This is a genomic window from uncultured Porticoccus sp. (assembly GCF_963975625.1).
GTDB lineage: Bacteria > Pseudomonadota > Gammaproteobacteria > Pseudomonadales > Porticoccaceae > Porticoccus.
Map to the genome: position 1 here is coordinate 16284 of NZ_CAXBHS010000002.1, position 21027 is coordinate 37310.

Sequence of the window (21027 nt, forward strand, 5' to 3'; positions counted from 1 at the left end):
GCAACAAAGTCAACTTGACCCAGGCCACAAAATAGCGGCAGATTATACAGCGGATTCAACCGCAGACAAGGCCAAACTGCACTCGTCGACAGCTATTCCATCACTTTTAAACAGTTTCAGTTTTCGATGCCCCCACTGCTTTTTCAATGGCTGTCGTTTCTGAGGATCCGGCTTCCTTAACCCTGTTTTTTGTTCGAGGATCATTGATCGCCCGGGGAATATTAACCGGCTCAACAGTGACGGGGGAAGGCTGCGATGTGTCCAGTGGCTGCGGAAGTGGCTTGGTGCGTGTGTCAGTAGCAATATCTATTTTTTCTACGGGGCGAGGGGCAATTCTCGGGTCATTGCTGGCCCGAGTCGGTTGCTTCTGAGCATCGTCAATGAGCTCAGGTGCAGATTCCTCCGTGGGTTCAAGTGCAGATTCCTCCGTGGTGTCAGAAACAGCCTCATCTACGGTGTCAGGAATAACAGCATTGTGCGAGGGGGTGAGGGGTTCTTCACTGGTGGCGGCTCCCATGTGGGCAGCAGAGGAGGATGGCTCTGCTTTTGCTAGGGGCTCGTTGACATCGGGAGTCTCGGTATTTTTTCTGGCCTGTTCTGCCTCCCCGTCTTTCTCTTCCTCTGTGTTTGTCTCAGCAGGCTGACCAGGTTTGTCTATTGCTTCAATGTCCAACGTCTCATCTGCCTGTTCGTCGACCTCAGTGGTGACTTCTGACGTGGGCATTTCAGCATTTTTGTGATTCGCAGCGTTGTCAGAATCCACTGATAGATTTAATGGCCCCTGGTTGTTAGTTTCTGCCTGATCCGACACCAATGCTGTGTCATTAGCCATCGTTGGCTCGGCCAAATCTTTATCTGACTGCCTGGATGGTTTGTCAGTATCGCTGGACAATGGGCTTTTTTCCGTGTCAGTCACGGTTTTTGTCTGGTCGGTCAATGGTTCCGTTTGCAGTGTTTCAGCGACAGGAGCCTCAACAGCTGCAAGTAGTTCCGCTGGAACTTCCTGGCGTTGACGGCGTTGGCGAGGAGAGCGCCGTTTATCGCCCTCCCGGCGGGGTGGTCGGGTGCTGTTTGAGGTCTCTTCTTCCCGATCAGTCTTTACGGTATCCGCCTCAGGTTGTTTTTCCTGCTGAGGTTTGCGGTTCTGCCGTGGCTGCCGGGGTTTCCTTTCTCCACCCTCTGGCGTATTGCTGTTGTCGCGCTGATCGGCCTTTTGGCCGCCAGGTTTGTTGCGATTGCGGTTGTTGCGGCGAGCATCAGAGCGACGGTTGCGTCCCTGAGAGCGGCCATCGTGTTTATCGCGTTCTTTTGAACCCGGTTTTTTGTCGTGTTCAACCGGCTTTTCAGCTTTACCGAAGAGCAGGTTGAGCAGGCGGCGCAAGAGTCCGGGTTTGCCAGTTTTTTCGACAATTTTTGTGATTTTTTCTAGAGGTACTGGCGCCGGTTGAGAGGGCGTTGGCGTTTTGACCGCCGGCTGTAAAGCCGGGGGGACAGGTTGGACATGGTCATTCTCCGGAGCGGCAAAATCCTCGGATAATGTATCGGTAAGGCGGTAACTATACTCGCTGGCAAGACCGTCCTGTTCCCGAATACGCTGCACTTCGAAATGTGGTGTTTCAAGCTTCTCGTTGGGAAGGATAATGATTTTCGAGCCGTGGCGTTTCTCAATCTCAAAAATCTCTTTACGCTTTTCATTGAGCAGAAAGGTCGCCACTGAGACTGGGGTTATTGCCCGGATTTCAGCACTGAACTCTTTTTGGGCCTCTTCTTCAACAAGGCGAAGAATGGACAGGGCAAGTGAGCGGGTACCCCGGATTGTTCCCTGACCAAGGCAGCGTGGGCAGACCTTCGAGGTAGTCTCTTCCAATGATGGCCGCAACCGTTGACGGGACATTTCAAGCAAGCCAAAACGGGAAATTTTACCCACTTGAACCCTTGCACGGTCCAGTTCAAGGGCGTCGCGCATACGATTTTCTACGTCGCGCTGGTTTTTGGTAGACCCCATGTCGATAAAGTCAATAACCACCAGGCCGCCAATGTCGCGAAGTCGCAGTTGACGCGTAATCTCATCGGCGGCTTCAAGGTTGGTGCGGAGCGCGGTTTCCTCAATATCACTGCCGCGCGTTGCTCTGGAGGAGTTGATATCAATGGATACCAGTGCCTCGGTGATATCAATCACAATAGAGCCGCCGGAGGGTAGCTTTACTTCTCGCTCAAAGGCAGTTTCTATCTGGTTTTCAATTTGGTAACGATTGAATAGGGGCAGTGGATCTTCGTAGTATTTCACCCGGCTCTGAAAGTTGGGCATAACCTGCTTGATAAATGCCGAAGCCAGCTCATAGGCTTCCCGATTATCCACGATAACTTCGCCGATATCCTGTCGCAAATAGTCGCGAACGGCACGAATAATGACGTTGCTTTCCTGAAACAGAAAGTGAGGAGCCTTGCAGTTGCTGGCCTCGACCTGAATGGTGTCCCAAAGTTGCAGCAGATAGTCAAGATCCCATTGCAATTCCTCTGCTGAACGCCCGATTCCAGCTGTGCGGACAATAACGCCTACCCCGCTTGGAATTTGCAAGTCTCGCATCGCGGATTTCAGTTCTGAGCGTTCTTCCCCTTCTATGCGTCGCGAAATCCCACCAGCTCTGGGGTTGTTCGGCATAAGGACCATATATCGACCTGCGAGGCTGATAAACGTGGTTAATGCCGCCCCTTTATTGCCGCGCTCTTCCTTTTCAACCTGGATGACGACTTCAGTGCCTTCCTTGATAACATCCTGAATCTTGATGCGACCATCGGCGTCTGATGATTTTCTGGAAAAGTATTCACGTGAGATTTCTTTCAGGGGAAGAAAGCCGTGGCGTTCTGCGCCATAATCCACGAAGGCAGCCTCAAGGCTGGGTTCAACCCGGGTTATTCTGCCTTTGTAGATATTTGCTTTACGTTGTTCTCTGGTACGGTTTTCCAGGTCGAGGTCATAGAGACGTTGTCCGTCGACCAGTGCTACCCGAAGCTCTTCTGGCTGGGAAGCGTTGATAAGCATGCGTTTCATTGAAGAATCCTACTGTCTTGCGCCTTACAAGAGCAGCAGAAGCACCACTGTAAAATGAGCAATATAACTGGATAAATAGCAAAGCAGTGTATACCACCTACACGGAGGAAGGCGATAGAAATAAGGTCATAACCCTTTGTTTTTAAACACTTTAGTTTTATCAATCACTGATTCTGTCCGGTATTCCCATCGAGTGTTCAACTTGATTGCTATGGTGCCACTTATTCGTTCGAAGAGGCAAAAGCCGAGCGGTAAAGTTTGCTAATGTAACCGGCAACTGGCAGGCGAAAATAGCACATGTCTGGCTGGCAATGCCTGGTGAACGATATATCGTTCAAAAAATCCTGTGGTAACCTCTGCGCATTCAGCGCGGTTTTCTGTGGCAGCTGTCCTCGCTGGTTTACGGGACAACTGGCGTAATAAATCAAAAGGGCTTTCGCCGCGTTGAGTGGGGCTGCTCTGTCCATATTGACTGGGTGAGAGCAGTCGTCTTTGCCGAACTAATTTCGGGCCCGATTCAACGTGGGGTTAATATATCAGCAATTGTCTTTCTCTTCAATTTGCAGTCCTGTGTAAATTGGGTTAATTGCATGATTATCAGTGATTTTTTCTTCTTCATGGGTGCTCCTGTCGGGGCTAACTGCTAGAATTCATCTCCTTTTTCCAGGCTCACCCTATGACTGAGATACAAAATGGCTCTTTAGGGGTCCACTTCGTTAAAATTGACGAGAACCATGACGGTCAGCGAATAGATAATTTTTTGCTGGGTCGGTTGAAAGGTGTGCCGAAATCGCGAGTCTACAGAATCCTTCGCAAAGGTGAAGTGCGCGTGAATAGTTCCCGGGTCAAGGCAGAATACCGCCTGCAGGTCGGTGATGTGGTGCGAATTCCACCTGTTCGGGTAGCGGGGCGTGATGTGCCAGCGGGTCCCAGTCCAAAGTTGCAGCAGTTACTTGAGCAGAATATTGTCTATGAAGATGCCGCGTTCCTGGTGGTCAATAAGCCAGCTGGCCTGGCGGTTCATGGTGGCAGTGGTGTCAGTCTCGGCCTGATAGAGTCGTTGCGTGCCGCTCGGCCGTCTGCACCGTTTCTGGAACTGGTTCATCGTCTGGATCGGGAGACATCCGGTTGCCTGATGATCGCCAAGAAGCGATCCATGCTGCGTCACCTTCAGGAGGAAATGCGTGCCGGTCGTGTAGTCAAGGTTTATCAGGCGCTGTGCTGCGGCAATTGGCCGAAAGGGATGAAGCGGATTAACGCGCCACTACGTAAAAATGAGCTGAAGTCGGGCGAACGGATTGTCAAGGTGGACCCGGAGGGCAAGGCGTCAGTCACACATTTTCAGGTTTTGCATCGCTACCGAGGCGCGACTTTGCTCGAAGTGGCTCTGGAAACAGGGCGTACCCATCAAATTCGTGTCCATTGCCAGTTCGCAGGTTGCCCGCTGGCGGGGGACGAAAAGTATGCTGATGTTGAGTGTAATCGCCAAATGCGAGAGAAGGGCCTGAGGCGTATGTTTCTGCATGCGGGGCGGCTGGAAGTCAGTTTGCCCGATGGTCAGCTTGTTGAAATTCGATCGCCATTGCCCGGTGAGCTGGCGGCCTTGTTAGCTAACCTGGAGTAACTGTCGGTGCCCAAACTTTTGATCTTTGACTGGGACGGCACACTCTGTGATTCGCTTTCCCGTATTGTTTATTGTCTTCGTTGTGCGGCGGAGTCGGCCGGTTTGCCTCCTCCCTCCGATCCGGATGCCCGCAATATAGTGGGGCTGGGAATGGTAGATGCATTGACCACCCTGTTTCCCGGCATGGCGCGTGAGCAGATTGACCTCATGCGCGACAGCTATTCCCGGCATTTTGTCGAAGCAGATCGTGAACCATCACCTTTTTTTAGTGGGGTTTCTGAAACCCTGTGGCGTCTTAAGCACCAGGGCTATCTGCTTGCTGTTGCGACCGGTAAAAGTCGTCGTGGTCTGGACAGGGTCTTGCAGGCCCGCCAGCTGGACCAGTTTTTTGACGGCACCCGTTGCGCCGATGAAACGGCAGGAAAGCCTCACCCTTTGATGCTGATTGAATTGATGAAAGAGTTTGCGTGTTCTCCCGAGGAGTCAATTATGATTGGCGACACAGAATATGACTTGGCGATGGCTGCCAATGCCGGAATGTCGAGTATCGGGGTAAGCTACGGCGCTCATGATTCGAGGCGATTGAGTCAGTATCGGCCGCTGGCGTGTCTGGATAAATTTTCAGATGTTGAAGTGATTATAAAAAATATAAAAAACAGTAAGTTATAATTATTTTATAAATATTAAGTTAAGATGTTCATTAGCATTCGATTCAGGCTGATCAGAGGTAATCCAATCAGGGCGGTGGGGTCACTGCTGTAGACAGCATCAAACAGCGTGATGCCCAGTCCTTCACTGCGGAAGCTGCCGGCACAGTTATACGGGGTATCATTTACAAGGTATTCAGTAATTTCAGTGTCACTTAACCGGCGAAAGACAACCTCCGTTATCACCATGTCTACCTGACTTTGTTGGGTAGCGCTATCCAGCAATGCCAAGCCAGTCAGGAAATGAACCTTTTTGCCGGACTCTGAGCGAAGCTGCTTAAAGGCGCTGTCAAAATTGCCCGGTTTTGTCAGCAGTTTTCCTTCGTTAACTGCGACCTGATCTGAACCAATGATCAGGTGGTTATCAAAACGATGGGAGATTGCCATGGCCTTTTCCAGCGACAGGCGTTTGACCAGCGCTTCAGGGGATTCTGCTGGTTGAGGCTGTTCGTCAATGTCGGGCGAAATGATTTCAAATGGTATACGCAAGCGCTGCAACAGCTCTCGCCGATAGGGTGAGGAAGAGGCCAGTACGAGGTTTTTCATGATAAAACTCCAAATGATCTTTTATTGTCCTAGAGGGGGAAAATCAGGACTAAAAACCAGTGATATTGGACCCAGTTTTTCTTTGACAGATCAAGGTCATATCACTATTATGGCGCGCCTATGTCAATGCCCCCCATGAGAAGCTTCTTGCCGCGGATATTAGAGCCCCGCCGTCTTGCACATCAGGGTGTGGCGATTTCCGGCGAGCTGGATCAGGCTTTCTGTGACAGGTTGACAGAGGCAGTCATTGATATTATCGAACCCATTGACGTCGAACTGAGGTTTGATACAGCTGAACAGGGTCGCAGGGTACTGACGGGCTCCGTTTCAACCTCTGTATTGATTCCTTGCCAGCGATGCCTGGAGGCGATGCCGGTAGTGCTGTCTGCAGAGTTCAGATTGGGTATAGTCTGGTCAGAAGAAGAGGCCGTGTCGTTACCTAAAGACCTGGATCCATGGCTTGTCGACAGTGAAGCCGCAGATGTGGCTGAAGTGCTTGAGGACGAATTGCTTTTAACATTGCCGTTTGTATCCTACCACTCCAAGGATCAATGCAATGATGTGGCCGGTTACTCTACGGAAGAGCCTACCGCTGAAGAACCCGCTAAAAACCCTTTTGGTATTTTGGAACAACTGAAGAACAGTGGCTCCAATAATTAACAAGTAGTATTTTCAGGAGAAAGAAAATGGCCGTTCAAAAAAGTCGTAAAACCCGATCCAAACGCGGTATGCGTCGTGCTCACGATGCTCTGACGGGCCCCACCCTGTCTACCGATCCCGTTAGTGGTGAAAAGCACCTTCGGCATCAGGTTACTGCTGACGGCTTCTACCGCGGCAAGAAAGTGGTTTCTTCTGCTGAAGACTGATCCGCTGGATTAGATTTGTTATTTTTGGCTGGCTCATACTGTCTTGCCATTGACGCCATGGGCGGGGACTTCGGTCCTCGCGTAACCGTCCCTGCGACCCTTGATATTCTTCGCCAGCAGCCCAATTTACGGGTTGTTCTCTTTGGCGATGAACAACAGATCCAGCAACAACTCCGCCTTGCTGGTGATCATTTTCCTGAACGTCTTAAAGTCCGTCATTGCCCTCAGTTTGTCTCTATGGATGACAAGCCGTCATTTGCCCTCCGCAATAAAAGGGATTCGTCCATGTGGCTTGCTATTGAGCATGTTGCAAATAAACAGGCGGCGGCCTGCGTTAGTGCGGGCAATACTGGTGCGCTCATGGCCATGTCATTGTTTCAGTTGGGGGCCTTGCCCGGTATCAATCGCCCAGCGATCGGAGCCAGAATTCCAACTGCTCGTGGATTTACCTATTTGCTGGATATGGGCGCTAATTTAGAGTGCACCGCAGAGCAGCTGTACCAGTTTGGGCTGATCGCCTCTTTGGTGGTTGCGGAGGTAGATGGCAATACCAACCCGGCAGTGGGGTTGCTGAATATCGGTGTTGAATCACTTAAAGGGAAACAGGAAATCCTCGATGCCGCAGCTTTATTCAAAACTAATCCCGATATTCATTACATCGGATTTGTTGAGGCCGACGCACTCTTTAACGGAGAAGCCGACATCGTGGTTTGTGATGGTTTCAGTGGCAATATTGCTTTGAAAGCTGGCGAGGGTGTGGCAAAACTGCTTCAAAAGCAGATCAAAGATGCCATGAGTGAAACTGTATTGGCCCGGTTGGGTGCCTTGTTTCTGAAACCCGCCCTCGGACGGTTACTTAAACGTGTTGACCCGGCACGATATAATGGCGCCAGTTTTCTTGGGTTGCAGGGTGTTGTTATTAAAAGCCACGGTAGTGCTGATCAATGGGGTTTTGCCAGAGCAGTAGAGGTGGCGTTACATGAAGCAGAGCGGGATCTGCCAACATTGGTTGAAAAGCGACTGTCCGAGAATAATCAATAAGCTGTGGTAATACAGAGGTAATCAATGAAAAATAATCTGGCATTTGTCTTTCCGGGCCAGGGGTCCCAGAAAATTGGCATGCTCTCTGAGTTGTCAGAGAAGTACGCAATGGTACAGGATACTTTTGCTGAAGCTTCGGATGTGCTCCATTATGATCTCTGGGATATGGTGCAAAAGGGTAGCCAGGAAGATATTACGCTGACAGAGCGCACCCAACCCTTGCTCTTGACCGCCAGTGTCGCAGTCTGGCGAATATGGCAGCAAGAAGGAGGCGCCCGTCCGGCTCTGATGGCGGGCCACAGCCTGGGCGAATGGTCTGCCCTGGTTTCCTCTGGTGTTGTGGCCTTTGAAGATGCCGTGCGCCTGGTGCGTAATCGTGGTGCCTACATGCAGGAGGCTGTACCCAGAGGCGAAGGGGCTATGGCTGCCATACTGGGTCTGGACGACGACTTGATCACTGAAATCTGTGCGAAGGCCTGTGAGGGACAAGAGGTGTCTGCAGTCAACTTCAACTCCCCCGGCCAAGTGGTTATAGCGGGGAATTCGGCGGCCGTTGAGCGCGCGATTGAAAATTGCAAGCTGGCTGGCGCCAAACGTGCCATGCCGCTGCCCGTGAGTGCTCCATTCCATACTGGTTTGATGAGGCCCGCTGCGGATCGTCTGGCCACCGAAATCCTGGCCACCCAGTTTTCCGCACCGGAAGTACTAATAGTTCACAATGTCAATGCAAAAACCGAGTCTGATCCGGATCGTATCAAGCACTTGATGATTGAGCAGATTTTTAAGCCGGTACAGTGGGTGGAATGCGTCAATACTCTGGTTTCTTCAGGCATTGATACCGTGGTGGAGTGTGGTGCCGGCAAGGTATTGGGGGGCTTGTGTAAGCGTATCGCCCCCTCATTGACGACATATGCCACAGAAGACAGTGATAATTTGACCAAATCACTGGCAGGGTTGTAACTGCCTGCCAGTAGTAAAGGAGTAGTGATGAGTGTTATAGATAAAGTGGCTCTGGTTACCGGTGCTACCCGGGGGATTGGTGCGGCAATTGCCGATGGCTTGGGTGCGCAAGGTGCCATTGTTGTAGGTACGGCGACTTCCGCATCTGGAGCAGAGCAGATTTCTGCCAGATTTCGCGAAAAAAACATCAGGGGAGTTGGCATGGTGCTTGATGTCGCCAGTCAAGAGTCGGTCGACGGAGTGCTGACAGCTATAATCGAATCCTATGGTGCGCCGTTGATTTTGGTTAACAATGCGGGTATCACCAAAGACAACCTTCTGATGCGGATGAAGGATGAGGAGTGGTTTGATGTGATTGACACGAATCTCAACTCACTCTATCGCTTATCCAAGGCCTGTCTCCGTGGCATGAGCAAGGCCCGTTGGGGCAGGATTGTCAATATCAGTTCTGTGGTCGGTTCCATGGGTAATGCTGGACAAACCAACTACTGTGCTACCAAAGCGGGTGTTGGCGGTTTTACTCGCTCCCTGGCTAAGGAGCTTGGGCCCCGCAACATTACAGTAAATGCCGTCTCCCCGGGTTTTATTGATACTGACATGACAAAGGAATTGCCCGAAGCCAGCAAGCAGGCAATATTGTCGCAGGTACCGCTGAATCGTCTGGGTTCAGCTGAAGAGATTGCAGCAGTCGTGAATTTCTTGGTTAGTGATGGCGGCAACTACATTACCGGCGAGAATATACACGTAAACGGTGGCATGTACATGTCTTAACCTTTTGAAATATAAAATAAAAATAGGATTTTCCTGAAAGCGGTTACACACTGGGGGTTTTACAGGTAAAATGCGCGCCAGATGTGCCGTTAATTACAGATTTCTTGTTGTTGGGTAAATCTACACGCCAAGCAACAGACTAGCCTATAAGATTTAAAGGAGAGAATAAATATCATGAGCAGCATCGAAGAACGTGTCGCGAAAATGGTCGCAGAGCAGTTGGGTGTTAAAGAAGCAGATGTAAAACCTGAGTCTTCCTTTGTTGAAGATCTGGGCGCTGACTCCCTGGATACCGTTGAGCTGATCATGGCTCTCGAGGAAGAGTTTGATACTGAAATTCCCGATGAAGAAGCTGAAAAAATTGCTACAGTTCAGAATGCGATTGATTACATCAACGCAAATCTCGGTTAATAAAATTTACTAATCTTGATTGCTAAAAAACCGCTCTCACTGAGCGGTTTTTTTGTACCTGTCTTTTGCACGTTTATCTGTTTTAATTTGCACCCATGAATAACCACTCTCCCATCACCCAGATAAATGGTGAAGACACCAACTGCGTCAATGCGTTTGATCGTGGTCTTTACTACGGACACGGTCTGTTTGAAACAACAAGGCTGTCCGGTGGCACTATTCCTCTTTGGCCATTACATTGTAAGCGGTTGGCTGCAGGTGCCAGCCGCCTGGGGATACCCTGTGACGAGAGAATGCTGCTGGAATATCGGGATGCTCTGTTAGCGCGTTGTCCCGATGAGGGTATTGTTAAAGTTGTCCTGACGGCAGGGGTTGGTGGGGCAGGTTATCGGCCACCGGCGTCGGTTTCTCCCAACTATCTGTTTCAGTGGTTTCCGTTTCCCAAGTACAGCTGTGACTGGTCTTCCACCGGAACCCCCCTTTTTTTATGCAATCAAAAATTGGCGATTTCACCTTCGCTGGCCGGAATGAAACACCTCAACCGACTCGAACAGGTGTTGGCCAGAGCCGAGTGGGGAGATGAGTACCCTGAGGGGCTGTTGCTCGATCAGCAGGGGCTTGTGGTTGAGGGGGTGAGCAGTAATCTTTTTTGTTTTCGTGATGACCAATGGTTTACGCCGATCCTTGCGGACTGCGGTGTTGCCGGGGTGATGCGTGAATACCTGATGTCGGTACTTCTACCGGGATTGCCTGTTCCAGTGACAGAATCACGAATAACACTGGAAAAGCTGGTTTCTTCCGAAGAGGTATTCCTATGCAACTCGGTCGTTGGTATATGGCCCGTGGTTTCACTGGCTGAGCGGTATCATTGGCCGTTGGGTGAGCATGTCAAATCCATTCAACAGCGTCTCAAGGAAGTTTTACCGTGTTACGGCTGATGCATCGTTACTTTCTGCTTGCGATGTGCGCGTTGATGCTCGTTGCCATCGCTGTTTTCCTGGTTATCAACTGGCACCTGGATACTCCGATGCAGGTGGGTGAGGACGAATTTGTTTTCACTGTTCCTTCGGGTTCCTCGCTGACCTTGTTATCTCGCAGTCTGGCAGAAAAGGGCCTCTTGAAGTGGCCTGACGTACTGGTTGTCTGGAGTAGAATGACTGGGCAAAGCACAATCAAGGCTGGAGAATACAAGCTGCAGCCGGGTGATACCCCCAGAGAACTGCTCGACATGTTGACGGAAGGCCGGGTTGTCCAGCATCAGATTACCTTTCCCGAGGGTTTGCGTTTTGCTGAATGGCTGCATTTGCTGAATCAGCAACCGGGATTGGTTAAATTGTTGACGGGGTTGAGCGGTGATGAGGTCATCGAAACCCTGTCGCTGGAGATTGAACACCCCGAGGGTTGGTTTTTCCCCGATACATACAGCTATAGTTATGGCGACAGTGATCGTGATATTTTGTCACAGGCCCATCAGCGCATGCAGGCTGTATTGGCTGAGGAATGGCAACAACGGACGTCGGACCTACCCTTTAACTCGCCCTATGAGGCCTTAATTCTGGCATCGATTGTGGAAAAAGAGACGGGAGTAACCAGTGAGCGGGGTGAGATAGCTGGTGTTTTTGTGCGACGACTTAAGCGTGGTATGAAGTTGCAGACAGATCCCACCATCATTTATGGATTGGGGGATGACTATCAGGGGTATATCAAGCGCCGGCATTTGCAAAAAGCGACGCCCTATAACACGTATATTATCGATGGACTGCCACCCACGCCAATTGCGATGCCGGGACGCGGCGCGATTCATGCTGTGTTAAATCCGCAAGAGGGGGACAGCCTGTTTTTTGTGGCAAAGGGCGATGGCAGTCACTACTTTTCCGCCAGTTATGAAGAACACTTGGAAGCCGTCCGACAATTTCAGTTGCAGCGGCGCTCCGATTACCGCTCAACGCCCCGCTAGTGAGCATAATGAATATCAACGAGATGAAGCCTGAAAGTGCCAAGTTTATCACTGTGGAAGGTGGGGAAGGTGTTGGTAAAAGCACCAATATGGCCTTTATCGGTGAATGGCTTGAGCGTCACAATATCCCCTATATTGCCACTCGGGAGCCGGGAGGGACCCCTCTGGCTGAAGAGATTCGAGCGTTACTGGTGAAACCTAGAGCGGAGCCGGTGGCAGAGAATACCGAATTGTTGCTGATGTTTGCTGCCCGCGCTCAACATATAGCAGAAGTGATTATGCCGGCCTTGCGCCGCGGCCAGTGGGTTCTCTGTGATCGTTTTACCGATGCCACCTATGCCTATCAGGGAGGCGGGCGCGGGATAGACAGAGCAAAAATTGCGCAGCTGGAAAGCCTGGTACAGGGAGGGTTGCGTCCAGATATGACATTGTTGTTGGACATTGCAGTCAAACAGGGCCTGGCTCGGGCAAGGGAGCGTGGTGAGCCAGATCGTTTCGAACAGGAAGAACTGTTTTTTTTCAACGCGGTTCGCGATTGTTATCTGCAACGTGCCAGTGAAGAGCGGCATCGATATCGGATTGTTGACGCGTCGCTGCCGCTTGCCGATGTGCAGCGCTCTCTGGCCATACATCTCAAGCAGTTTTTGGAAAGTAGCGCGTGATGTTGCCGGTAACGGAGCCTTATCCCTGGCAACAAAATCAGTGGACGCAGCTCAACAGGCTGATTAGCCAGGAAAAGTTGCCGCATGCTCTGGTTCTTTGTGGGCCTCGACATCTCGGTAAAGAACAATTTGGCTACGCCCTGGCGCAAAAGCTTCTTTGTGACAATCAACAAGGGCAGGTGGCATGTGGTGTCTGTAAACAATGTTCGTTGTTTACTTCGCAAAATCATCCGGATGTTTTGCGGATAGTACCGGAGGAAGAGGGTAAGGCCATCCGGATTGACCGCATTCGTCAGTTGAGTGAGTTCACTGAAAAGACGGCACAGCAGAGTGGATGGAAGATTGTGATCATTTCCCCTGCAGATACGATGAATATTAACGCGGCTAATGCCCTGTTGAAAACACTTGAGGAGCCGTCCAGGAAAACGCTGTTGATACTGGTCTGTCATCAGCTCTCAAGGTTATCGGCGACCGTGCGGAGCCGCTGCCAGAAAGTTGTTTTTCCCGTTCCGGCCCCGGCTGAAGTTCATGTCTGGTTGTCATCGAAGATAGCGGATTGCGATAGCAATGAGGCTGAGCTACTGCGGTATGCCGAAGGCCGACCCTTGCTGGCGCTGGAATTTCTTCAGACAGATCTGCTGGAGATAAGACGCTCCTTCGATAAAATGCTCGATGAGCTGGCTTCTGGACAGTTGAGTGCTATTGTCTCAGCCCAGAAATGCCAGTCTCTCGACACATTGATGGCGATCGACTGGTTATACAGTCGGCTGGCCCTGGAATTGAAGACGAAAGAAATGCACCCTGGTGCCTACCGCTATCTGGATCGACTTATACAGATAAAAGGACGGCTTCAGACGGGGGGCAATCCCAATAAATCATTATTGTGGGAGGAGCTGATGCTGGATTGGCAGCATCTATTATCACTGGCTCCGTCCAGACGGGCAGGGTAAGCTCAGGGCGTATGCTTGTTTAAAGAGGCAGTCAGGTTGGCTGTCCCCAACGTTTGTATAGTAGACTTCTGTTAAATTTTTCGGGTTGATTATGGATATGGAAGCGTTTAGTGGTAGCGTTCGAAATGGTATTTTGAACCTTTCGATCAAAGACGAGCAGGCGCTATATGCTGCTTACATGCCGTTTGTTATCAATGGCGGTTTATTTATTGCTACACGAAAAAATTACAATCTTGGTGATGAGGTGTTCATCTTGTTGGATCTTATGGAAGAACCGGATCGTTTACCCCTGACCGGAAAGGTCATCTGGATTACCCCCAAAGGCATGGGCGGTAACCGTCGCGAGGGTGTCGGTATCCAGTTGAATGAAAAACACGGTGACATTCAGGGTAAATTTGAAACCTATCTGGCAGGTTTGATGGAAGCGGGCAAGCCCACCAATACCATGTAATTTCACAATCAACAGGCGTTAGACAGTGCTGGTGGATTCACACTGTCATCTGGATCATCTCAATCTGGACGACAATCACAGTTCTCTTTCCTCAATACTTGACGATGCCCGTCAGCGGGGCGTCGGTGCCTTTCTTGGCGTCGGTGTCGACCTGAACAGTTCGGCAAGACTGATTGAGCTGGCGGATTCCAATCGGGATGTTCTGGTTTCTGTGGGCGTTCATCCGCTCCAGGAAACGTTGCCTGCATTGCCTGAAGTCGATGACTTGATCCGAATTGCCAGCCATCCAGCCGTCGTGGCAGTGGGAGAAACTGGCCTGGATAACTATCACAGCCCGGACTCAGCGGCGTGGCAGGAAGAAAGTTTCATTCGCCATTTGAAGGTGGCAGATCAACTGAACAAACCCGTGGTTGTGCACACACGACAGGCTCAGCAACAAACGCTGGCTATTTTGCGAGCACATGTGAATCAGGATGTCGGCGGGGTTTTACACTGCTTTACCGAGACCTGGGCGATGGCTGAAGCCGCCATAGCGATGAATTTTTATATTTCCTTTTCCGGAATTATTACCTTTCGCAATGCCGCTGCCTTAAGAGAGGTGGTCAAGAAAGTGCCGCTCGATAGGTTGTTGGTGGAAACGGATGCGCCCTGGCTGGCGCCGGTACCTTATCGAGGCAAGCAAAACCTGCCCGGCCATGTGATAGAAGTGGCGCAGATGGTCGCCGATATAAAAGGTATTTCTTATCAGCAGGTTGCCGAAACGACGACCGCTAACTTCTCCGCACTTTTTCTCAGTGGACAATTGTTCAGGCATTCGTGATCGTCCAGCTTCCCTATGGCAAAAACTGCCTGCTTGGCTTTCTGCGATAATCACTTTAATGCACAGCTGACTACTTTCCTCCCAAGCATCGATGCTCCGGGAGGAAAGTAGGTCAGGGTGGGGCTGTTCTCGGAATTGCTCGTCACTCTTCTTTGTCTTCGACCTTTTGTTCTTCCTGTGAAGCAACTATCAACTGACTGGATTGGGCGATCTCTTCGTAGTCACTTTTTGCAAAAGTAAACAAGGTATCTCTATCGTTGCGCTGCACGAAGTGTTGTCCATTATTTTCGTGGAACGTATAGCGCCATTTGTTATCACCAGATGTGACATCCAGCTTTACGGCATGACCCTCGGCGAGATCAGGCTTGTCCTTCACCAAACCCGTCACACGGAGGTTTTTCAGGTTGCTGAGCAAATTCTCAATTTCCTGTTGATTTTTGGTCACGGGATTGGCTTGATTTTTCAGAACGGATGGGCTTTTGTGGGATAACTGCCAGCTTTCGCCACTTTTCACCAAGACAAAGTCAGCTCCCTCAATACGGTCAACGTTGTTAGCCGCCAACAGAGACCTGTCCAACCAGTCAGTGGTTTTTGGGGGTATATCGGCCAGTTCCAGTTCTACCACATAAACCTGGTTACTCCCGGCCTTTCTTATGTGTAGTTGTTTGAGTCCCGGCGATGAGCCGATCAGAATTTCACTGAGCAGGTTTTCTCCGCTGTGGATGGCTATTCGACGTTGGGCATTTTCTTGATCCACTTCGAAACGGGAGTGGCTGGTCTGGTTTGTGGCAACCGGCCATGTCACTTTAAGTTGTTCAAACTTCTCCAGTAAAGCATTCACTTTGTCGCTCTGGGCGAGCAGCCCATCTCCCAGTAATTGCCACTCGCCACTATTCTTGCTCTGGCCCAGGCCCAGTGAGACAGTGCCGGTTTCAGAGCTAATCGTGACCTTATCGACATTCTCCCAGTGGATATCCAGCAGAGCCTGGGGCAGGTTGCTGTTTGATTGATTCTGGGCATACCACCACAGACCTGCGATTACGATCAGCTGGATGGCCAAAAGGCCGCTCAACGCGGTTTTTGTATTCATCGTCTGAAGCTCCTTTATTTGGCTAACACATCGAGATAATGCTGTTGACGGGAACGCTGCTGTTTCCGCTGAATCAGTGCAATGATCGCCAATGCCAAAATAGCCAGCGCATAGTTCAGATACTCCCAGAAAATCTGGGTATCATGATCCATCGGTGGCAGTGTTCTGTTGAACTGACCTCTTGCTCGAATACTGAGCATGCTGGCGTCTTCCAGCGCCCAGTCCACCGTATTTGCCATCAACTGCATCGGATTCAGGTATTCGCTGCCCGCTGCGGAGTTCGCCATAGTCATGGTTTGATCGCGCAGGAAATCATTTGAGCTATACAGGATGATTCTCGCTGAGGATGGTGAGTGTTCGGTCACACTGGAAAATCCTGCAAGGGATGTCCTGGTTTCTGTGTCGCTTGACGCATCATCCTCTGCCATTAGTGGTGAGTCTTTCCCCGCAAAGTAAGAGGTGAAACGACCTTCACTGATAACACCGAGTAAATAGGATTTCTCCTCTTTCGGTAGTGGAAACGCTGCGAAACCGTTTTCGTCAATTTCGGGCATGATGTCCATGCTGTCGGATATCCAGGAACTCTCCGAGCTGCGAATCAATTCCGTAATCTCCCGATCGGTCTGCTTTTCAGCGTCGATGGTGATCGGTGAGGCCCAGGCTACTGTGACCTGTGGGACGTTGGCCGAAATTGGATTTCCCTCGTTTAATCCTTCCCCCCGAGCGTCGATAAAATAGGGGTAGTCAATGACTCGGATTTCCTGAACCCTATGGCCGCGCACATTACGGATCATGGGCATCGGGAAGGAAGCATTTTGAGTATCCAGAACCAGCTTGTCTTCAATGTTGAAACCGTGATGGCTCAGCCAGTCCTGAAAGGCACCCTGAAGCTTTGCCACGCCAAGCCCCTGTTGTGTCAGGGTAGTAGTAAACGGCGAGGCTGAAGCGACGACGGTGCCGCCTTTCATCAGAAACTGATCGATGGCAAAGAGTTCTTTGTCTTTCAAATTGTTTGGTGCTGCGATCACCAGAATATCTGCATCTGCCGATATGCTGCCGTCACTCAGGTCTTCCTGGGTAACATTGAGTTCGGCGCCCAGGGTTTCCTCCAACTGGACAAAGCGGGGAGTAGATATCCCGTATTGTTCCGTTTTCTCATCCACCTTTGGAGTTACCAGCGCTACATTTTTAGTGATGCCGGAGGCGAAGCGCTTGATGCTGGCTTTCAGGTTGCGCTCGAAACTTGCCCTGGTTGGCTCCTCAAAAGGAATTTGCCTTATCTGGTCGCCCTGTTCCAGAGTCAGATAAAAATAAAAACGCTCATCGCTGAATAGGCTTCTGGACATCGGCTTGAAGCCATATTTGCTAGCCAGCGCCTGTACCACCTGAGCATCGTCTGCATTGGGGGCCATATGGTTGACGACTAGTTGATCGCCAGCCTGCTGCTGTAGCGTATCAATGACGTCAGCGATGGCTTTTTTATACTCGACAAGCTCCCCCGGCAGTTGTTGGTCTTCTGAAATATACGTGTTCAGCACGAGTGTGCCGTCCACCATATCGAACAGATTGCCACCGCTGCGATAACTGTTGAGTACTTTCTTTAAACTGCGGGTGAGATCATATTCAGGATTGCGAAGTTGCACCTCAAGGCTGTTGTCTCCCTGTGATTTCACTTCAATCAAATCCTGAAAACCCAGTACTTCAAATTCGTCGCCGTATTGCACCAGGATATTAAAATAGGAGTTCACGATGGCAGACTGATAACGGTCGGCTACCTGCAGTGGTGTCGCCCGAATGCTGTATTTGGTGTTTGCTTCTTCCTCCAGTTCCGGGTTGGTAACCGGGTCGAGGAACTCCACGCGAACTTTGCCTTTGCCCGCAATTTCGTATTCCCGAATCAGGTCTTTCATGCGGGGTACCAGAGGTGCCAGCAACGGGTGAGTTTTACTGCTGAAATACCCGCGAATTAACAGTGGTTCCTCTACCTGATCCAGGTACTGCCGGGTGGCATCAGAGATGGAATAAATATCACCCTCGGTAGTATCAATGCGCAGCAGGTTCACTTGCCCAAGCCAGAGATTGGCCAGCACCGCATTGGCCAACAGTAATCCGGTGATCACACGCCAGTTCTGATGCCGAGGTGTGCGTTTGAGGTTTGCCCAGCGCTCTTTTTCGAGAAAAAAAGTGTTTAATGTCAGAAATACAATGATGATACTGAAGTAGTAGTAGAGGTCCCGGATATCGATGACCCCTCGGGTAATTGAGTCAAATCGAGAGCCTGTCCCGAGCATTCTCAGCCATTCCCCAGTTGTATTGCCAAATAAATCTGTAATGGTGGCCGTGCCCACCAGATAAAATAAACCACAGACGCCGACAGAACAGATCAGACTGATAATCTGGTTGTCGCTTCGGGCTGATACAAACAAACCAATGGACAGATAGGCTGCGCCCAGTAACAGGGCGGCGATATAGCCTGCCCAGACCGGCCCCCAGTCGAGCTCGCCCAGCTGTGCAACGGTGAAGGGAAGTGGCAGTGTCATCAGCAATGCTATGGCCAATAACAGCAGGCAGCCGAGGAATTTACCCAGAACAAAATGCCACAGGGGGAGTGGTTGCGTCAGCACATGTTCCAGGGTGCCTGTGCGCCGTTCTTCACTCCATAGTCGCATTGTCAGGGTGCTTGTCAGGAAAATCAGTAATACGGGCATCCATTCAAAAAGTGGGCGGACATCCGTAATATTTCTGGAGAAGAACGATTCGCCCCAGAAAAAAATAAACAGACTGATACCCGCGAAAGCGGCGAGGAACAGGTATGCAGTTGGTGAAGCAAAGAAAATGGCTATTTCTTTGGCGGCAATGCGGCGAATCAGGGGCAGATGTCTTTTTTCAGGCTGCATCTTTTGTCTCCTCTGCTGGTGTCTGCACCGGGGCGGTATTGACCTCCCTGAAAAGGGTTTCAAGATCGCGTTTTTCCTGGCTGATGCCATAGATATCGATGTCCGCTTGCACCAGCAGCCGGGTTATTTCAGGGATCAGTTTTTGTGGATTGGCGTCACCCTCAACACGCAGGCGGTAGTGGAAAGGCGATTGGTTGGCTTGAGCCGTATGGTCGGGCAGTGGCTCAATAGCAAGCTCGTCTTGCAATGAAGACAATGCTGAATTCACGGCTGTTATGCCGGCGGATGCTACCAGGAGCAATGTGTTGCTCCTGCGCAATTCCTCTAGCCCTGCATCGACGGCCAGTCGGCCATGTCGAATAATCAATGCCCGATCACAAATGGCGTCCACTTCCTGCATTATGTGCGTAGAGAGAATGACGGTCGCTTTGCTGGCAAGTGTTTTAATGAGTATTCTCATCTGCTCGGTTTGCGTTGGATCAAGCCCGTTGGTCGGCTCGTCCAGAATCAGTATTCTTGGCTTGCCGAGAATTGCCTGCGCGACGCCAACGCGCTGCTTATAACCCCTTGAGAGCGTGGCTATGGGAGAAAGCAGCTTGTCGACCAGTGCGGTTTCCCGAATAACGCGTCTTATTTCCTGAACTTTATCTTCCTCTGCAAGGCCTTTCATATCACCGACATAATCCAGGTAATCGGCTACGGTCATTTCGGGATAGATGGGGAGGTTTTCCGGAAGGTAACCGATCTCAAGCTGTGCTTTTTTGGGATCAACCTGCAAATCAATATTATCAATCGTGATGCTACCGTTATTGGGTTCCAGATAACCACTGAGCATTTTCATGATGGTGGTTTTTCCGGCACCGTTGTGGCCGAGCAGGCCGACGATTTCACCGTGATCGATTTTGAAATTCACCTCATCCACAGCTTTAAAATCGCCATAGAAGCGGGTTAACCGGGTAACTTCCAGCATGTGTCCTCCTACGCTGACGTAATTTTATTGTTTTATAACGGGGGCAATGGGGCGGTTTTCCTCGGGGGGAGGGGGGCGAGCCAATATTGACGGGCGAGGTAGGGTTTTATCGCAGAATATAAACATCACTTCCGGATTTCCTATTCTTTCGGTTGGGCTCTTTGGGCTCCAGTCGGGCTGTTCAGGCTTTCAGCTGCTCATGATTGGGGCTTGGGTGAAAAATTCAAGCACTCGAAATTTACAGATGGGATAAAGCAGAAAAAGTTCCCGGAAACGATGATGAAATTGGTCAATCCGGCGTCACATTTTTCAATAATTCGAGACAGCCAATCTGATTCAGCTGTGTGAGTTGCTGGTCATCTTTGACCAGGATGGTGCCGGCAAACCCCAGCGCATTTATCGCCAGGTTGTTAAAGCTGCTTTGGCTTCGTGGAACAACCCAGATGTGTTCTCGGGTCATCAGCAGATTGTGTGCCGGTGCCAGGCTGGCAGCCAGATCGTGCATCTCAAGCTCACTGAGAATCCTATGATAATTGCGGCAGTTGAGCTCGGCGCAGCGTCTGATTTCATCGGACTCGTTGCCAACGGGATATGCTGTTCTTGCAACTCTGTGGGGAAATGGCAGTGTTGACTGCTTGCTGTCTTCTGCAGCCAAGGGCAGGTGTTTGAACAACGGCTCGAAGGGGTAGTTGTTGTCGGCCTCATTTTTGATCTTGGGAAAGGGAATCATCTGCAGGTGTTTGTGGGTAATGCTTGAACCGGCCTCGGGGCCGCCATTAAAAAAAACCAATCCCTGTTTGGCCTGCAGGCAAATCAACGCTGCATGAAAGTCTTCGCTATTGAGTGGTTCACGCTGATGGGCGAATTCCGTTGTTACCATCAGTATGTGATGGTCCATCACGTTAAACTTATTTAACAGGCAGCGGTAATGCTCTGTCAGTTCACCCACATAAAGCGCCGGTTCGTAGGGTAAAAAAGGGTCAAAGTCCTCGGGTTTTTTGGTCTGGGAGGCCGCATCTTTAGTCGCCTTTGATTTGCGGGCAAGGTTGGCCACAACTCTGATTTGCAGGTGGAGGGTGTGTTGGCCAAGTGTAACCTGTTGCTCGATACAGCGGGTGGGAATCGATTTAAGTGCCCCGGATGAGAGGGCCGACTGCGTAACCGTCTTTACTTGTTGCCAGAGTGCTGTCCCGTAAAGATTGCTCAATGGGTTCTCCTAAATTAAACCGTTGCTGAAAAGTGCCGCGTAGAA

General features: G+C 50.6%; 20 protein-coding genes. 14 read left to right on the plus strand and 6 right to left on the minus strand.

Translation table 11 applies throughout. The annotated features are described in order from the left end of the window. Positions 1–106: 106 nt before the first annotated feature. Entirely contained in the window at positions 107–3052 is a 2946-nt protein-coding gene (rne, locus tag AACZ64_RS02735) for a ribonuclease E (RefSeq protein ID WP_293615662.1), read from the minus strand. A gap of 676 nt (positions 3053–3728) precedes the next feature. On the opposite strand from rne, the gene rluC reads away from it, so the two are divergent. Then, positions 3729–4676 (plus strand): 23S rRNA pseudouridine(955/2504/2580) synthase RluC, encoded by a 948-nt coding sequence (gene rluC / locus AACZ64_RS02740; RefSeq protein ID WP_293615663.1) that lies wholly within the window; start codon positions 3729–3731, stop codon positions 4674–4676. A gap of 6 nt (positions 4677–4682) precedes the next feature. Further along, the gene (locus tag AACZ64_RS02745; RefSeq protein ID WP_293615664.1) at positions 4683–5345 is read left to right on the plus strand and encodes an HAD-IIIA family hydrolase; all 663 of its coding nucleotides are present in this window, start codon (positions 4683–4685) and stop codon (positions 5343–5345) included. A 14-nt stretch (positions 5346–5359) separates the two neighbouring features. On the opposite strand, the gene AACZ64_RS02750 is transcribed toward AACZ64_RS02745, so the two are convergent. Continuing rightward, a complete protein-coding gene (locus tag AACZ64_RS02750; RefSeq protein ID WP_293615665.1) occupies positions 5360–5929 on the minus strand; it encodes a Maf family nucleotide pyrophosphatase in 570 nt (189 codons plus the stop codon). A gap of 147 nt (positions 5930–6076) precedes the next feature. On the opposite strand from AACZ64_RS02750, the gene AACZ64_RS02755 reads away from it, so the two are divergent. From AACZ64_RS02755 to AACZ64_RS02810, 12 genes are all read left to right on the plus strand, one after another. Next, complete coding sequence (locus tag AACZ64_RS02755; protein ID WP_293615666.1) at positions 6077–6589, plus strand: YceD family protein; 513 nt, start codon at positions 6077–6079, stop codon at positions 6587–6589. Between the two features lie 26 nt (positions 6590–6615). Continuing rightward, positions 6616–6795, plus strand: a complete 180-nt coding sequence (rpmF, locus tag AACZ64_RS02760; protein ID WP_036860147.1) for a 50S ribosomal protein L32 — start codon at positions 6616–6618, stop codon at positions 6793–6795. Positions 6796–6819: 24 nt separating this feature from the next. Next, on the plus strand, positions 6820–7836 hold the full coding sequence (gene plsX / locus AACZ64_RS02765) for a phosphate acyltransferase PlsX (protein WP_293615667.1): 1017 nt from the start codon (positions 6820–6822) through the stop codon (positions 7834–7836). 24 nt (positions 7837–7860) lie between these two features. Further along, a complete protein-coding gene (gene fabD / locus AACZ64_RS02770) occupies positions 7861–8796 on the plus strand; it encodes an ACP S-malonyltransferase (protein WP_293615668.1) in 936 nt (311 codons plus the stop codon). A 27-nt stretch (positions 8797–8823) separates the two neighbouring features. Continuing rightward, on the plus strand, positions 8824–9567 hold the full coding sequence (fabG, locus tag AACZ64_RS02775; RefSeq protein WP_293615669.1) for a 3-oxoacyl-ACP reductase FabG: 744 nt from the start codon (positions 8824–8826) through the stop codon (positions 9565–9567). A gap of 174 nt (positions 9568–9741) precedes the next feature. Next, entirely contained in the window at positions 9742–9978 is a 237-nt protein-coding gene (acpP, locus tag AACZ64_RS02780; protein ID WP_036860150.1) for an acyl carrier protein, read from the plus strand. A 95-nt stretch (positions 9979–10073) separates the two neighbouring features. Beyond that, on the plus strand, positions 10074–10916 hold the full coding sequence (gene pabC, locus AACZ64_RS02785) for an aminodeoxychorismate lyase (protein WP_339639668.1): 843 nt from the start codon (positions 10074–10076) through the stop codon (positions 10914–10916). Further along, the gene (gene mltG / locus AACZ64_RS02790) at positions 10904–11935 is read left to right on the plus strand and encodes an endolytic transglycosylase MltG (RefSeq protein WP_339639669.1); all 1032 of its coding nucleotides are present in this window, start codon (positions 10904–10906) and stop codon (positions 11933–11935) included. Before pabC ends, mltG begins: the two co-directional genes overlap by 13 nt. Positions 11936–11943: 8 nt before the next feature. After that, on the plus strand, positions 11944–12597 hold the full coding sequence (gene tmk, locus AACZ64_RS02795; RefSeq protein ID WP_339639670.1) for a dTMP kinase: 654 nt from the start codon (positions 11944–11946) through the stop codon (positions 12595–12597). Further along, positions 12597–13547, plus strand: a complete 951-nt coding sequence (locus AACZ64_RS02800; RefSeq protein WP_339639711.1) for a DNA polymerase III subunit delta' — start codon at positions 12597–12599, stop codon at positions 13545–13547. Before tmk ends, AACZ64_RS02800 begins: the two co-directional genes overlap by 1 nt. A 97-nt stretch (positions 13548–13644) precedes the next feature. Then, entirely contained in the window at positions 13645–13998 is a 354-nt protein-coding gene (locus AACZ64_RS02805) for a PilZ domain-containing protein (protein WP_152556866.1), read from the plus strand. 25 nt (positions 13999–14023) lie between these two features. After that, entirely contained in the window at positions 14024–14818 is a 795-nt protein-coding gene (locus AACZ64_RS02810; protein ID WP_293615672.1) for a TatD family hydrolase, read from the plus strand. A gap of 142 nt (positions 14819–14960) precedes the next feature. On the opposite strand, the gene AACZ64_RS02815 is transcribed toward AACZ64_RS02810, so the two are convergent. The 4 genes from AACZ64_RS02815 to AACZ64_RS02830 form a co-directional block, all read right to left on the minus strand. After that, entirely contained in the window at positions 14961–15908 is a 948-nt protein-coding gene (locus AACZ64_RS02815; RefSeq protein ID WP_293615673.1) for a DUF4340 domain-containing protein, read from the minus strand. A 14-nt stretch (positions 15909–15922) separates the two neighbouring features. After that, positions 15923–18805 carry a Gldg family protein gene (locus tag AACZ64_RS02820; RefSeq protein WP_293615674.1) on the minus strand — a complete coding sequence of 961 codons (2883 nt, stop codon included), beginning with the start codon at positions 18803–18805 and terminating at the stop codon, positions 15923–15925. Next, positions 18795–19775 (minus strand): ABC transporter ATP-binding protein, encoded by a 981-nt coding sequence (locus tag AACZ64_RS02825; protein ID WP_293615675.1) that lies wholly within the window; start codon positions 19773–19775, stop codon positions 18795–18797. The genes AACZ64_RS02820 and AACZ64_RS02825 overlap by 11 nt, the downstream gene beginning before the upstream one ends. Before the next feature lie 289 nt (positions 19776–20064). Beyond that, complete coding sequence (locus tag AACZ64_RS02830) at positions 20065–20982, minus strand: hypothetical protein (protein ID WP_293615676.1); 918 nt, start codon at positions 20980–20982, stop codon at positions 20065–20067. Between the last annotated feature and the right edge of the window lie 45 nt (positions 20983–21027).

Excerpts from the sequence above, each read along its gene's own strand:
- rne (WP_293615662.1), bottom strand. The coding sequence starts at position 3,052 with ATGAAACGCATGCTTATCAACGCTTCCCAGCCAGAAGAGCTTCGGGTA.
- rluC (WP_293615663.1), top strand. The coding sequence starts at position 3,729 with ATGACTGAGATACAAAATGGCTCTTTAGGGGTCCACTTCGTTAAAATT.
- AACZ64_RS02750 (WP_293615665.1), bottom strand. The coding sequence starts at position 5,929 with ATGAAAAACCTCGTACTGGCCTCTTCCTCACCCTATCGGCGAGAGCTG.
- rpmF (WP_036860147.1), top strand. The coding sequence starts at position 6,616 with ATGGCCGTTCAAAAAAGTCGTAAAACCCGATCCAAACGCGGTATGCGT.
- fabD (WP_293615668.1), top strand. The coding sequence starts at position 7,861 with ATGAAAAATAATCTGGCATTTGTCTTTCCGGGCCAGGGGTCCCAGAAA.
- fabG (WP_293615669.1), top strand. The coding sequence starts at position 8,824 with ATGAGTGTTATAGATAAAGTGGCTCTGGTTACCGGTGCTACCCGGGGG.
- acpP (WP_036860150.1), top strand. The coding sequence starts at position 9,742 with ATGAGCAGCATCGAAGAACGTGTCGCGAAAATGGTCGCAGAGCAGTTG.
- pabC (WP_339639668.1), top strand. The coding sequence starts at position 10,074 with ATGAATAACCACTCTCCCATCACCCAGATAAATGGTGAAGACACCAAC.
- tmk (WP_339639670.1), top strand. The coding sequence starts at position 11,944 with ATGAATATCAACGAGATGAAGCCTGAAAGTGCCAAGTTTATCACTGTG.
- AACZ64_RS02800 (WP_339639711.1), top strand. The coding sequence starts at position 12,597 with ATGTTGCCGGTAACGGAGCCTTATCCCTGGCAACAAAATCAGTGGACG.
- AACZ64_RS02805 (WP_152556866.1), top strand. The coding sequence starts at position 13,645 with ATGGAAGCGTTTAGTGGTAGCGTTCGAAATGGTATTTTGAACCTTTCG.
- AACZ64_RS02815 (WP_293615673.1), bottom strand. The coding sequence starts at position 15,908 with ATGAATACAAAAACCGCGTTGAGCGGCCTTTTGGCCATCCAGCTGATC.
- AACZ64_RS02820 (WP_293615674.1), bottom strand. The coding sequence starts at position 18,805 with ATGCAGCCTGAAAAAAGACATCTGCCCCTGATTCGCCGCATTGCCGCC.
- AACZ64_RS02825 (WP_293615675.1), bottom strand. The coding sequence starts at position 19,775 with ATGCTGGAAGTTACCCGGTTAACCCGCTTCTATGGCGATTTTAAAGCT.